Here is a 14,790-nt window from a genome sequence, read left to right on the forward strand (position 1 = left end):
CCCTTTTAATTCAATATGTTATTTTACATTTAATGTATAATAAAGAGTTGTCCCATATATTGACTTAGTCTTAAATTGTGTTTTTAAATATCTTTCTAAATCTGCTGCTGATAATTCAGATTCCGCTGAATATATTATCTTAATTCTATTTTTATCATCTAAAACTGTTAGCTTAACCTTATCATCTTCATAGTTATCAAAAAACTCCCTTATAAATTTCATTTGAACTCCATTTATTTCCACTTTATACATACCATTTTCCTCCTACCTAATTATTTAATAATTAGTACAATTTAATTTTACAATATTTTTGATATTAAGACTTATTTTTATAAACTAATAAAACAAATCTCATTTTTTATAATTTGTTTTATTTTTGTAACATATTGTTATCTCCATTATAGCAATTTATATTAAAAAAATATATATTATATATTCTAAAAATTTTATATATTCAAAAGAATTAATAATATATAAAATATAAACCTAGGATAAACTTATCCTAGGTTTATATTTTATACTTAGTAGCAACTATACTTTTATAATTTTATGGTATCTAATATAGATTTATGATTTAGACTAACAGCATCAAAGTTTCTCAACTTAAATACTATTTGTATACAATATCCAATTGCAAAAGCACTTATTAATGTTCCTATTCCAAACTTTCCGCCTAAAAATATACCTATTATTAAAACAAAAACCTCTATACTTCCTCTTACAATTTTGATGGGCTTATTTAGCTTACTACTTAATCCTACCATCACTCCATCTCTAGGACCACAGCCTAACTCACAACCTATATATAAATAACATCCATATCCCATAACAAACATTCCAATTATCATCATTACAATTCCCATCCATAAATTATTAGCTATTGGAATTAAATTGCTATTATTGATTATATCTACAAACTTCCCAATCATTATTATATTTAATAAAGTTCCTAACCCTATTCTTTGTTTAAGAAGTATTCCTATTAATATTACAATTATACTTGAAAGAATATTGGCTTCCCCTATAGTTAAACCTGTAACATTAGATATACCTTGATGAAACACATCCCATGGAGATAAACCTAAGTTTGAATTTAGCATAAATATAGTTGAACTTGCACACAATATAAAACCTAACATCAACCTTATAAATTTTCTTATTACTTTTATCATTTACCCACCCACTTATATTTTCATTAGTTTTCTATTTTAAATACAAAGATAATATTATTAAATATAAAATCAAAGAAAAAACTCCCTTAGGAGTTTTTAAGTTAAGTCATAATATTTTTAACAATTAAAAATATTAACTATTTCTTTTTTATTTACATTTATTAAACCTAAATCTGACATTTTACCTTCAGGTATTACCGGAAGAGCTAATGTAACTATTCTTAATAAAGGATTCTTTATTTCAGTTAATCCTATACTTTTTAAAATTTTCTTCATTTCTTCAGCATCTTTCGCTATTTCTAGTGCACTTTTAGTTGTCATAAGTCCTGCTACTTCTAGCTGAATATTCTTTTTTACTTCTCTATCTATAGCACAACTTATTCCTCCACCTATAGAAATTAAATCTTTTGCTACCTTGAAACCTTCATTTATATCTTTATAAACTATAGTTAGGTTATGACTATCGTGAGATATTGTACTTCCTATGGCACCTTTATTTATTCCAAAGCCTCTCACTAATCCAATGGATTTTGTGTTTACTTTTCCATGTCTATTAATAACTATAACAAAATTCAAATCATTATCATTAATATATACATATCCATCTTTTATATCAACTTCCTCTTCTACAATTTCTGTAGATGAAGATAATTGACTATTATATTTTATTATATTAACCTTACACTTTCCCTCTTGAATTGGAGCTTTTAACTTAAAATCTTCTAAGGATAAATCACTAATATGAACTGAATTCTCCTTTTCTATATCATACTTTCTATCTTCTATAGGTTTTAATAAAACCCCATTTTCAGCAACTAACTCCCCTTGGAAAATAACAGATTTTACTTTCATATTCTCAAGATTTTCTAATACAACTAAATCAGCTACATATCCAGGAGCTATTCCCCCTAAGTTAGTTACTCCTATTTCTCTTGCTGAGTTTAACGTTGCAGATCTTATAGCATCAATTGGATTAAGTCCTGCTTTTATTGCAGTTCTAACTACATCATTCATATGACCACTTTTAAGTATTTCATCTGCTTCTCTATCATCTGTACATAATGTCAAATTATCTAAATATCTAAACTCCTTTACTCCCTTTACAATCTCTGTAACATTTTTAGATATAGAACTTTCTCTAGCATCTACGTACATTCCATTTCTAATTTTTTCTCTTGCTTCTTTAGCTGTTCTACTTTCATGACAAGTAGTTGCTCCTCCACATAGATACGAAGATAATTGTTTGCCACTTAGAAAGGGAGCATGTCCTTGAATGAAACTTCCTCGTTTTTCGGCTTCAGCTAATATTGATACCATCCTATCACTATTGCCTATAACACCTAAGAAATCCATAACTTCACCTAAGCCTATTACTCTATCTAGGTTTAGCATCTCTTCAATTTCTTTTTCAAAAAACTCCGCTCCAGCATTCTCAAAACCTAAGACTGCTGGCACACAAGATGGAGCTAGTACATATTGCCTCATTGGAATATCTTCGCTACTATCGTGCATGTATTTAACTCCCCTTATTCCATATACATTTGCAATTTCATGAGGATCTGTAACTACTGTAGTGGTTCCATATGGAATAACCTCTTTTGCAAAGTTTCTTGGTGTCATAAGAGTACTCTCTATATGTATATGACTATCTATAAGACCTGGAATAACATATTGTCCTTTCACATCATAATATTTTTTTGCACATATCTCACTAACTTCTTCGTTATCAATTCTTGTACTTATATGAGCTATAAATCCGTTAAACACTCCTATGTCTCCTACATATATCTCACCTGTAAATACATTTACTATATTTGCATTTTTTATAACTAAATCACAAGGTCTCTTTCCTATAGCTGCTTCTATTAGTCCCTTTTTATCCTCAGGTAAAATTTTCATATCATTTCTCCTATATTATAAAATAAGCTATTAGTGGAATTGCTAAAATGTATATTCCTATATTTAAATCCTTAAACCTTCCAGCCATTACTTTTGTAACTACATAAGAAATTATTCCTATGCTTATGCCATTTGATATACTTGATGTAAATGCTGTAAATGTAATTGTTGCAAAAGCTGGAAAAGCTTCCGTAAAATCATTAAATTCTATATTTTTAATTCCTGTAATCATTAATAACCCTATTAAAATTAATGCTGGTGCCGTTGCTTCACTTGGTATCATTCCTGCAATTGGAGTAATAAATATTGTAAGTGCAAAGCATATACCTGCTACTACTGCTGTAAATCCAGTTCTTCCACCCTCTTCAACTCCAGCTGCAGACTCAATATAAGTTGTAACTACTGTGGATCCAAATAAGGCTCCTACTACAGTTGCAATTGCATCAACTAAAAATGGTTTGTTTATTTCAGGTAAGTCCCCATTTTCATCTAAAAGATTAGCTTTTGCAGAAACTCCTAATAAAGTTCCTAAGGTTGAGAAAAAATCTCCAACGAAGAATGTAAACATAAGTGGGAAGAAACTCCACTTTAATGCTGCCATAACATCAAGTTTAAATGCTATTGGCGCTATTGATGGTGGCATTGTAACTAAACTTTCTGGAACATTCGTTATTCCCATTGGAATTCCGATTATTGTTGTTAATATTATTGCTATTAATACGCCACCCTTAATCTTTCTAGCTTGTAAAAATACAACTATTACTAAACCTATAATTGTAAGTAAAACTCCTGGAGACTTAACATCTCCCATGGCAATACTTCCACCTTCTAAACTCATTAAGCCTCCATTTTTAAAGCCTAATAAAACTATATAAAAGCCTACTGCAACTCCTATTGCATATTTAATATTCTTTGGTATTAAATTTACTATAACTTCTCTAAGCCCAAATATAGTTAAAAGAATAAAAATAACCCCTGAAATAAATACCATACCCAAACCAGTTTCCCAGTTTACTACTCCACCTGCAACTAAAGTATAAGCAAAGAAAGCATTACTCCCCATAGCTGGTGCTAAAGCAAAAGGTAAATTTGTATAAATCCCCATAAAAATACTAAATACAGCTGATAACATTGCAGTTACTACAGTTACTGCTCCAACATCCATTCCAGCTGCACTCATAAACATAGGTTGTAAGACTAAAATATATGCCATAGTCATAAAGGTAGTTATACCTGCTGTTACCTCAGTTTTTATATTTGTATTACGTTCTTTAAATTTAAATATTTTTTCCATCTTTAGTTTCTCCTCCATTTTTCGTTTCTATGAAACAAAAGTCGAATTATATTTTGTATATTATAATAATTATTCGTATAAGTCAATATGATTTTTAGATTTTATTTAAAATAATTACTTTGTTATATGCCTTGTAAATATAATGAGCAACCTTTTCTGCATATTTAACTGAGCTGCCCTCATAGCATCATGTTGATAACTTTTACCACTTTGTGCATTTACTAAGTGAAAGGCGATATTAGCAGCTTCTTATACTGCCTTTTTCATCTCTATCATATGACTTCTAAAATATTCAATTCTATAATCATCATTTATAGATCCATCTTCTTCAATTTTATCAACAGCTCCCATTCCATTTTCAACAATGAATAGTTATTTAAATTTTCATTTAAAGCCTTTAAAATATCTTCCGGTTTACATATTAACGGATATGTTGTAAGCTTAGTTAACATACAACATACTTTACTTCCTTCTATTATCCTATGACATTCACCAGTAACAATGTATAATTAGTCAATATAAATATTTACTTTCCCTAAAAAAACAAAAAAAAATTCCCCGGGGATATAGGTGGAACATTTATTCCCTCCTTATGCCCGGGGTACTATTATTCTTTGATTTTGTTTATTTTCTTTTTCTTTTATTTAATAGTGTTCCTATAGCAATTGATAGCATTGCAAATATCGAAACTTGTAATGTTGATACATCAGCTCCTGTTTGTGGTAAGGTATTCTTATCTTCATTTTCTATAGTATCTTCAGTTACATAATCCTCACTATTATTATTCTCTGAATCAATATTGGTGTTATTATTGTCTTCTACTTCATCATTATTTTCTTCATTAGAGTTTTCAAAGTTTTCTACTGTAATAACTCTTGATACTGTTTCTGTATTTCCTGAACTATCTGAAACTGTGTAAGTAATTTTGTATTCGCCTTCTTTGCTTGTATCAACTGAACCTGATACAACTATCTTAGAAGTTAAATCTCCATCTATGTCATCTTTTGCTGAAACTCCATCCTTTGGATTAAATTCAGCCCCCAATGGAATTATATTATTTTCAGGTAATGTTATAACAGGTTTTACTATATCCTTATCTACAGTAAAGTAATTTACATTAGTTCTAGAAAGTCCACCAAAATCATCTGTGACTTCTGCATACCATCCATATACACCATTTACTGCATTTTCCAATGTATAAGAAATTTCAGTATCATTTGTTACATTATTTACTACACCAATCACTTCATCTGTATACACATTTACATCTAAATTAGTTGTTTCAATTGTTTTTGTCTTAGGTTCAATTCCTAAATCAGCAAAGGAAATTTCAAAATCCTCTTCTCCTAATATAGTATCTCCACCTGCAACTGTATCTTTTGCATTATAATCATCTAATGAAGGAGAATAAGTTTTAAATACTACTTTTTCACCAGTCAAATCAAAATGCATTAATCTTAAATATCCCATACCACCTTCTGGTAATCCTTGATAGTCAAATAGCATTTGATAAACTTTTCTATCATTTACTCCATCACCATCATCATCAAATTCATTTACTACAGTTTGGGCATTATGATAATGACCAGATAAAACCATACATACATTTGAATTAGTGGAAACTACTTCATTAAGTACTCTTTGAGGCTCTTCACCAAGGCCTCCACTTGCAAGTAGGTATTCATGGAAGTTTAAAATAGCTTTTCTTTCAGGATATTTCTTTAGAATATTATTCATCCATTCTATTTCTTCATCACCAATTCCCCAGCCTACATACATCATTATAAAATCAATTCCATCTACTGATATTAAATCATAGTGAGCTCTATTATTTTTATAGCTTTCTCCATACCATGGATTATTTATAAATCTATCTTCTCCAAAGTAAGTTCCATAGTTAGTATAATCTCCAGTTAAATGTCCAACATCATGATTACCAGCTAGTACACCGTAAGGAAGCCCCGCTTCATCTAACTTTTTATAAGCTGCATCAGCATTTTCCCATTGAGAAATCATATCTACATCATCAACTATATCTCCATCGTGGAATAAATATTGAATATTCATTCTTGAACGATTTGCAAGTAACCAATCATGTATATTTAATTGATGCTCATACTTACCAACAATATTTGTATTATCAGATGTATCTTCATTATAATACTGTGTATCACTTTCAATAGCAAAAGTAAAATCATAAGAATTTCTATTTAAATCATTTTCGTTACTAGTTGTAATATTTGGATTTTCAGAAGGTGTTGCTGGAGTTCCCGCCTCATATTGAGTTGGTGTATAACCTTCCCCATTTTGAACCATAATTTTCACTTTACTATCTTTTAAATGATCCTTTAAAGAAACTAATCCTGTTAATTTAATTTCTTCTCCATTTTGCTCCATAGTAGCTTCAACTAAGTCAAAAGAACCTGTTGTATAGTTATATGCATACATCTTTGTTTTCAAATTATTTGAAGTTCCAGTCCAGTCAACTTGAATTGATGCATTTTCATTTACTTCTTCACTTAATTCAATATCAAATTCTTCATAAGGGAATCCATTACTACTATCTGCAGTAAAATCTTGTCCATTAGTACCTGCACTTTGGCTAACCCCCTCCGTTTTAGAGATATTATAATCTCCTAAAACATATCTTTCACCCTTTTTAAAGGAAACAGTCATAATATCATTAGTGCTATCAGTTGCTTCTATTTTAAAAGTTGGGTCTGAAGTTAATATTGCACCAGGTCCTGGAGTTATTTCAAGTCCTAACTTTGCATTTTCTTCAGGAATAATAAACTTAATTTCCTTAATATGTTCATTGTTACAATTATCAACAGTATAAATAGTTAAAGTATGTTCTCCTGGGGATAACTCTAAAGATCTAAAGGTATAAGGTAATTCAATTTTCTTATTATCTAATTTTACTGATACTTCTTTTACTCCAGAAAGAGCATCCTTTGCGTCTACTATAATTTCATTTGTTCCTTTATATATTTCATCATCCTTAATATTTGTAATTATTTCAGGAGCAGTGTTATCAACAATAAATTTAATATCTTCACTTTCATTTGAAGCAGTTAAGCTACCACTAAAAGTATGCTCTCCATCACTTAGCTTAGTTGTATCAATTTCATATCTTAAAGCATTAAAGGATTCATCACTTGGTGTAAAAATAGCTTCTAATATTTCAATTTTCCCAGCTGAATCTCCCATTTTTATAACTTCTTCAGGATTTTCAAAACCTTCTGGTCTTAATATACTTCCATCTGGTAATATTAATCTAATATTTTTAACCACAAAGTCATCATTATTTTCCCAGTTATGTTCTAAGGCATTGGCTTTATTACCAGCATGAATATCAATTTGAATTTTTTCACCCTTAATAAAGTAAACAGGATCTACATCATAAGCTACTGTGTCCCAATTATCATAAGTTCCTTCATTAAATATTCCAAGAACAGTATCACCAATTGCAACTGCATTTTTAAAGAAAGTATCAGTATCTTTAATATCAAAAACTATCTTTGCATTATTTTCAATAGATTCTACAGTTTCTGAAGTTTTATCTTCTCCATCAATAAATAGCTTGTCTCCAGTAGTTATTAAATTATCTATTCCAGATAAATAAGTGTTTTCATTTATGTTAAATCTTATAGCTGATGTATCAACTTCAGTATTTGTAATTCTCTTTATAGGAGTTTTTACAGTAGTAAATCCATCACTAACTTCAAAATAATAATCAAAATAAGCTTTTCCTATTAAATCATATTTAGAAATTATCTTTGAAAATACATCTCCCTCTTCTTTTAATAAATTATATGTTTCATAATCACTCATTTTATTATTTCTATAGCTTAATTTAACAGTTTTAATATTAGTTTCATCAGATTTAGCATTTACTTTAAATACTACTTCCTCTTCAGTAATAAAAGTTTCTTCTGTCATATCTACTACTGTAGGTTCATTTTGCGGGATAGTTGATATAGCTTGTTTAGGTTTATCCTCATCTTTTACTGTTCCTGGATCTGGTGTTCCTTTATTAGTTTTTATAACACTTTCATTTATATTTTCATCATAAAGATACTTTATAGATTTGTCTGCGCTTGTATCTTTTACTCCATTCATATTATAAGCAACAAAATCAACTTGCTCCTTTATGCTCGTAGTAAGTCTAAGAGCTCTTGCTCCACTATTTGCCATACCTGCACTATATACCTCAAATAAGTTTACATCCATTTGCAATTGAACCTTAAAGTGATCATTAAAATCACTAGCTGTTAAAGTGTCATTACTTCCATTCTTAATCCAAAAAACGATAGCTTCTCCACTTTTGACATTAATATCTTCATTAATATCTACCCACATTACATCACTTTCATCACCTTTATCAGGATAGTTATAATATATTTTATAATCCTTTAAATTTACATCTATAGTAGAGTTATTATAAACCTCTATAAATTCATAAGCATCTGCACCATTAACATTTTTTGAATCTGGTAATATTTCTGTAATTAATAATTCTGGTATTTGAAAACTCTCTGTTTCATTAGCATTCTCAATAGTTTCAGCTTCTGCTAATAATGTTTTTGAACTTAATGCCATAGTCTCCATTGGAGTTGTACAAATTAAAGCTGTTAATCCTAATGTAAATAATTTACTTCTATATAATTTCCTTTTTGCCATAATATCCTCCTAACTTATCTTTAAGAAAAGTTCTATTTGATTGGAGTATATCATTTCAAAATTTTAAGCAATATCATATTTATGTAAAATAAAGTAAAGACTTTTTAACAATTGTTATACATTGTTAAATTTAAATACCTCAGGATATTTACATAGAAAACTTTATTCCAAATTTATTTCCTGGCGCATTTTTAAAACCTTACATAAGTTAAAAATTTATTTTTTTCTAAAACATCTATAACTTTTACAAATATTTTTCCATTTTCATATTTACAAAGATTACACTTTGTTGCTTCTTCAAATCTAACTCTACCATACTCTTCATCATATCCAACAAAAGAAAGACTACCTGCTGTAAAATAAGGTTTCCCTGCAAAAATTCCTTTATATGGATGATGAGTATGTCCTGAAAATACTCCTATAACTTTACTTTTGCTAATAGTCTCTTCAAACTCTTTACTAAAGCTAACAGGAGGCAAATTAAATTGTTCTTTTAAAAGATGATGATGAAGCATAAGTATTATATCTTTTTCAGTATCTTTTTCTAATTCAAACCTTAACCATTCATACTGATCTAAATTTATAATTCCATTATTTTCATGATATTTAGAATTATCAAAGCTTATTATTTTTAAATCTCCTATTTCCATAATCGTATTATAGGGTATATCACCTAATTCTTCATTAAACCAGCCCTTATAGAACTCTTTTTTATTGTCATGATTTCCCAAGGTAACAATATAAGGAATATCCCCGAATAAACTTTCTAAGTTTTCTTTTAAACATTTATAATCTTCACTTTTTCCCGATTCAACTAAATCTCCAGTAATAATAATAAAATCTAAGGTATTCTTATCTATTTTTTCTAATACACTCTTTATTTGAATAATTGGATTAGTCATATTATTGAAAATAGAATTATATCCTTCTTCCGCTTTTTTATACTCTCTTAAAAAATGTATGTCTGATATATGTAAAAATATCATTACTACACCTTTTTAACCTTATTTTTTCTATTCTTTATACTAAATATAACTAAAGCAACTACTGTAGCTATATATGGAATAGATGCTGTTATTTGCGTTTTTAAAGATGTGTTTTGAAGAACATTTCCTGCTGCTTGTGAGAATCCAAAAAATAAACTTGATAAAAGAACTCCTATTGGATTTGATCTACCTAAATTATTAGCAGCCATAGCAATATATCCACGTCCTGAAGTTATATTTTGTATAAATAAAGTTACAGTTCCCATTGAAAGAAGAACTCCACCTAATCCACATAATATTCCAGATAAACTTATTGTAAGGAATTGATACTTTTCAACTGGAGTACCTAAGCTTCTTGCAGCCTCTTTATTTATTCCAATAGCTCTTAATCTATATCCTAAAACTGTTTTATATAAGAATATATGCATAGCTATTACAATTACAAAAGCTAAATAATCTATTATTGTTAAACCAGAAAGCATTGTTCCAATAACAGGTATATCCTTTATAACTGGTAAATCTATCTTTGTAAGACTTACTAAGCTTGGATCTGTAAAAACTCCCTTTGTTTTAAATATTACATAAAGTAAATAAGTAGTTACTCCACCCATCATTGTGTTAGTAGCCATCCCAACAACTACTGGAGAAGCTTTTAATTTAATTATACAAAAACCAACTATTGCAGATACTATCATTCCACTTACAGCACCAGCAACTACTGACCAAAACACACTATGAGTATAATAATTAGCAACAATACTAAAGAATGCACCAGTTAACATTGTACCTTCCATAGCAATATTGAAAATCTTAACTTTTGTACATATTGCTGCTGCAAGAGTTACTAATAAAATAGGTGTCATCATACGAATAGTAGAATTAACTACTACAGCTAAATAATCTATACTTATTTCCATCTTTATTGTACTCCTTCCTTAGTTGATGCTTCTTTATTTTTCTTATACCACTTAACAGCAAATCTAGCTGTTATTAATAGAGTAATAATACCTTGAATTATAGTTGTTACTTCTGATGGAACTCCCATACTACGCTCTATTGTACTGCCCCCTGTTGTAAGTCCTGCTAAGAAAATAGAACTTACTAAAATACCAACTGGATGATTACTTGACATTAAAGAAGCTATAATCCCTGTCCATGCATATCCCGGAGAAGTTATCATTGCATCAACATATCTATATCTAGCACCTAAAACTTCACAAGCTCCACCAAGACCTGCAATAGCACCACTTAACATTAATACATAGTACATCATCTTTGTACTGTTAACTCCACCATAATTTGCAAAGTTAGGATTTAATCCACCCATTTTAGCCTTATATCCAAAGCTTGTCTTCTTCATAATAAATAAAATTAATAATACAGATATTAAGGCAATTATAAAGCCCCAGTGTAATGAATATCCCTTAAAAATCTTAGGAAGTATTGTATCAGTTAACTTTTGTGTTTGTATAGCTGATGAATCCACAGCTAATGGGTCCTTTACTACATAAGTTGTAAAATATGAAGCTATATAATCAGCAACATAGTTAAGCATAAGAGTTATAATAAGTAAATCTAATTTAAATCTTTCGCTTAAATATGCAGAAAGAATAGAATATAATATACCAACTAACATACCTGTAAGTAATGAAACAATTACTACGAAAACTGCTGGTCCTGGACAATTAGCTGCAACAACTGCAGATGTAAATGCTCCTAAAACCATTTGTCCAGCTGCTCCAAGACTTGAATAACCAGATCCCCATGCTAATGCACCTGCAAGCCCTGCAAAAATAATTGGAACTGAACGTGTTAATGTAGTTGTTAAATAATATGCTGATCCAAAACCACCTTTAAACATTCCAAGCATAGCTTCTATAGGATTAAATCCAGAAAGTCCAATAATCACTCCACCTAAAATTAATCCAACAACTATAGCTTGTATAGGATGTTTTAAAGGTTCAAAAAATCCAGCAAACTTATTAATTTTACTTTTCATTTTCCTTACCTCCTACCATTAAAAGACCTAATCTCTTTTCATCAATACTTCCTCTTTTAAATTCTCCTACAATTTCACCTTCATAAATAACATAAATTCTATCGCTTAAACTCATTATTTCACTTAACTCAGAAGAAACTAAAAGAACACTATCTCCATTATTTCTTTTTTCAACAAGCTTATCATGAATAAATTCAATAGCACCTATATCTATACCTCTAGTAGGTTCACAGGCAATAAGTAATGGTGTTTGCATTTCCATTTCCCTTGCTACTATAAGCTTTTGAGCATTACCACCTGATAATTCCTTAATTTTTTGATTTGGAGAATCTGCTTTTACTAAGAATTTTTTTATTAATTCCTTTGCATGATTTGTAACCTTCTTAGTATCTAAAATTCCTCTTTTAGAGAAATCCTTATGATCTTCAAAGCCCATTAATGCATTTTCTGTTAATGTAGCTTCCTTTGCACTTCCCCAGTAATATCTATCTTCTGGAATATGAGCTATACCTACATCTCTAATTTCCATAACCTTTTTATTTGTAATATCTTCATCATTAAGAAGAACTTTTCCTGAATCTACATGTTCAAGACCTGTTATACATCTTATAAGTTCAGATTGTCCATTTCCAGATACCCCTGCAATACCAACAATCTCACCTTTTCTTACATGTAAATCAACATTATTTAAAGTTTTCTTTTCATGCTCTCCATTTAAAGTTAATCCCTTAACTTCTAATACATTTTCCTTAGTTTCTTTTTCAGGAATTACCCTTGTTAATATTTGTCTTCCTACCATTAAATAAGATAACTCTTCTACATTTGTATCTCTTTTAAGCTTCTCTGCAACAACTTCACCAGTTCTCATTACAACTATTCTATCAGCTACTTCCATAACTTCATTAAGCTTATGAGTTATTATAATTATACTTTTACCAAGGCTAGCTAATTGCTTCATAGTTTTTAAAAGTTCATCTACTTCAATAGGAGTTAAAACTGCTGAAGGCTCATCGAAAATTATAATATCTGCATTTTGATAAAGAATCTTTAAAATCTCAACACGTTGTTGTAATCCTACTGGACAATCTTCTATAATTGCCTTTGGGTCAACCTTTAACATATACTTCTTAGAAAGTTCTTCTACTACTTCTATATTCTTTTTATAATCGAATAAAATTCCTTTTTTCATTTCATTTTTATAAACTATATTTTCAGCAATAGTCATAGAATCAAAAAGCATAAAGTGTTGTTGAACCATTCCAATTCCTTGAGCCATAGCATCTGATGGATTATGAAAGTCCATTTTCCTGCCATTTATATAAATTTCACCTGAATCAGGCCTTTCAAGACCATAAAGTATTTTCATTATTGTTGATTTACCAGCTCCATTTTCACCAACAATAGCTAAGATTTCACCTTTATTAAGTTCTATACTTACCCCATTATTAGCTAGAACATTTCCATATCTTTTAACGATATTTTTCATTTCTAAAAGCATATCCAATTCTCCTTTTTAATCTCCTAATCACAAAATAAGGGCAAGGGACTATGCCCCACTGCCCTATAAAAATATTATTTTCTTATTATTAGTTTTTAGATTCTTCTGGAACTTCTATTACAACTTTTCCAGATTTAATATTTTCCGCTGCACTCTTTCCAGCTTCTATAACTTCATCTGTTAAAATTTCAGTGTTTTTATAGTTCATAGTTTCTGTCGTAACACCAACTACTCCAAAAGCTCCTTCTTTAATTCCAAGAAGCTGTGCTCCACCTTGTAATTCACCATTTAAGAATTCATCTATAATTGTATTCACACATACTGCTGTATCTTTTATTAATCCACCTATTATATATTTGTTATCTTTTGTTGTTTGGTCAATACTTAAACCAGTTGTATATATTGGTGTACCCTTCTTTTCTAATTCAAGTGCAGCTTGATATATACCTGAGTTACCACTTGCTGATACTCCACCAAATATGAAGTTAGCACCTGCTGCCTTTTGTTGAACTGCATATTCATATGCTAAACTTGTATCACTATAAGAGTTTGTAAAGTTATACATAAATTTAGCATTTGGATTTAAAGATTTAACACCTTCTTCAAAACCATATCTGTACTTATATGTAGCTTGTGTTTGGAATGAAGATACATACCCATATAAACTTTCATTCGGGAAAGCTTTTGCTATCATTGCTCCAAGTACATAGCTTCCTTCTGCTTCTTTGAATCCTATACTTGTTACTTTATCATTAGATGCTGTTGTATCAATTACAGCATATTTTGTATTTTCAAATTCATCTGCTGCTTCACTAAATGGGTCTGCTGCTTGCCAACCAATACCTATTATTAAATCATAACCTTCATTAGATGCTGCTCTTGTATTTTCTTCCCAAGCAGCTGTATCTGTACATTCAATTGATGTCCATTGAAATCCGTACTTATCTGCTGCATCTTTTACTGCATTATAAGCTTGAAGAATAAATTGTTCTGTTCCAATTGTGTCTGAAATTAATGCTACTCTTAATTTTGAGTAATCTCCATTAGAAGAATTTTTGTCACCTGATGCACCATTACCTGATGAAGAACATCCTGCAAAAACAAGAGTTGACATAATAAATAATAAACAAATAGTAACTTTCTTCATGATTTTTTTCATAACTAATCCCCCGTATTCAACTTATATTTTTATTATAATGACTATTTTCCATTAAAAATATGACATAGGTCATGTTTTTTCAAATAAATCTTTATATTTA

Annotated in this window: 10 protein-coding genes and 1 pseudogene; all 11 read right to left on the minus strand. The window is 29.5% G+C overall.

Annotated elements, in window-relative coordinates; all coding sequences use genetic code 11:
• Positions 1-18: 18 nt before the first annotated feature.
• Entirely contained in the window at positions 19-252 is a 234-nt protein-coding gene (locus BN6774_RS15800) for a hypothetical protein (RefSeq protein ID WP_066895493.1), read from the minus strand.
• Positions 253-539: 287 nt separating this feature from the next.
• Positions 540-1,172, minus strand: coding sequence for a YczE/YyaS/YitT family protein (locus tag BN6774_RS15805; protein WP_066895495.1), 633 nt, complete (start codon positions 1,170-1,172; stop codon positions 540-542).
• Between the two features lie 117 nt (positions 1,173-1,289).
• Positions 1,290-3,071 (minus strand): adenine deaminase, encoded by a 1,782-nt coding sequence (gene ade, locus BN6774_RS15810; RefSeq protein ID WP_066895497.1) that lies wholly within the window; start codon positions 3,069-3,071, stop codon positions 1,290-1,292.
• A gap of 10 nt (positions 3,072-3,081) precedes the next feature.
• Positions 3,082-4,365 (minus strand): NCS2 family permease, encoded by a 1,284-nt coding sequence (locus tag BN6774_RS15815; protein WP_207644580.1) that lies wholly within the window; start codon positions 4,363-4,365, stop codon positions 3,082-3,084.
• Between the two features lie 252 nt (positions 4,366-4,617).
• Positions 4,618-4,737: pseudogene (locus BN6774_RS19110) on the minus strand (family 1 glycosylhydrolase); the annotation flags it as partial.
• A gap of 252 nt (positions 4,738-4,989) precedes the next feature.
• Complete coding sequence (locus BN6774_RS15820) at positions 4,990-9,048, minus strand: immunoglobulin-like domain-containing protein (RefSeq protein ID WP_066895501.1); 4,059 nt, start codon at positions 9,046-9,048, stop codon at positions 4,990-4,992.
• 191 nt (positions 9,049-9,239) lie between these two features.
• Positions 9,240-10,034: a metallophosphoesterase family protein gene (locus BN6774_RS15825; RefSeq protein ID WP_066895503.1), complete on the minus strand. Its 795-nt coding sequence runs from the start codon at positions 10,032-10,034 to the stop codon at positions 9,240-9,242.
• 2 nt (positions 10,035-10,036) lie between these two features.
• Complete coding sequence (locus BN6774_RS15830) at positions 10,037-10,951, minus strand: ABC transporter permease (RefSeq protein ID WP_066895505.1); 915 nt, start codon at positions 10,949-10,951, stop codon at positions 10,037-10,039.
• Positions 10,952-10,953: 2 nt separating this feature from the next.
• Positions 10,954-12,033, minus strand: coding sequence for an ABC transporter permease (locus tag BN6774_RS15835; protein ID WP_084767066.1), 1,080 nt, complete (start codon positions 12,031-12,033; stop codon positions 10,954-10,956).
• Entirely contained in the window at positions 12,023-13,531 is a 1,509-nt protein-coding gene (locus BN6774_RS15840; RefSeq protein ID WP_066895507.1) for an ABC transporter ATP-binding protein, read from the minus strand. Before BN6774_RS15840 ends, BN6774_RS15835 begins: the two co-directional genes overlap by 11 nt.
• Positions 13,532-13,619: 88 nt before the next feature.
• Complete coding sequence (locus BN6774_RS15845; protein ID WP_066895509.1) at positions 13,620-14,690, minus strand: BMP family lipoprotein; 1,071 nt, start codon at positions 14,688-14,690, stop codon at positions 13,620-13,622.
• Between the last annotated feature and the right edge of the window lie 100 nt (positions 14,691-14,790).

This window comes from Clostridium nigeriense (assembly GCF_900086595.1).
GTDB lineage: Bacteria > Bacillota > Clostridia > Clostridiales > Clostridiaceae > Clostridium > Clostridium nigeriense.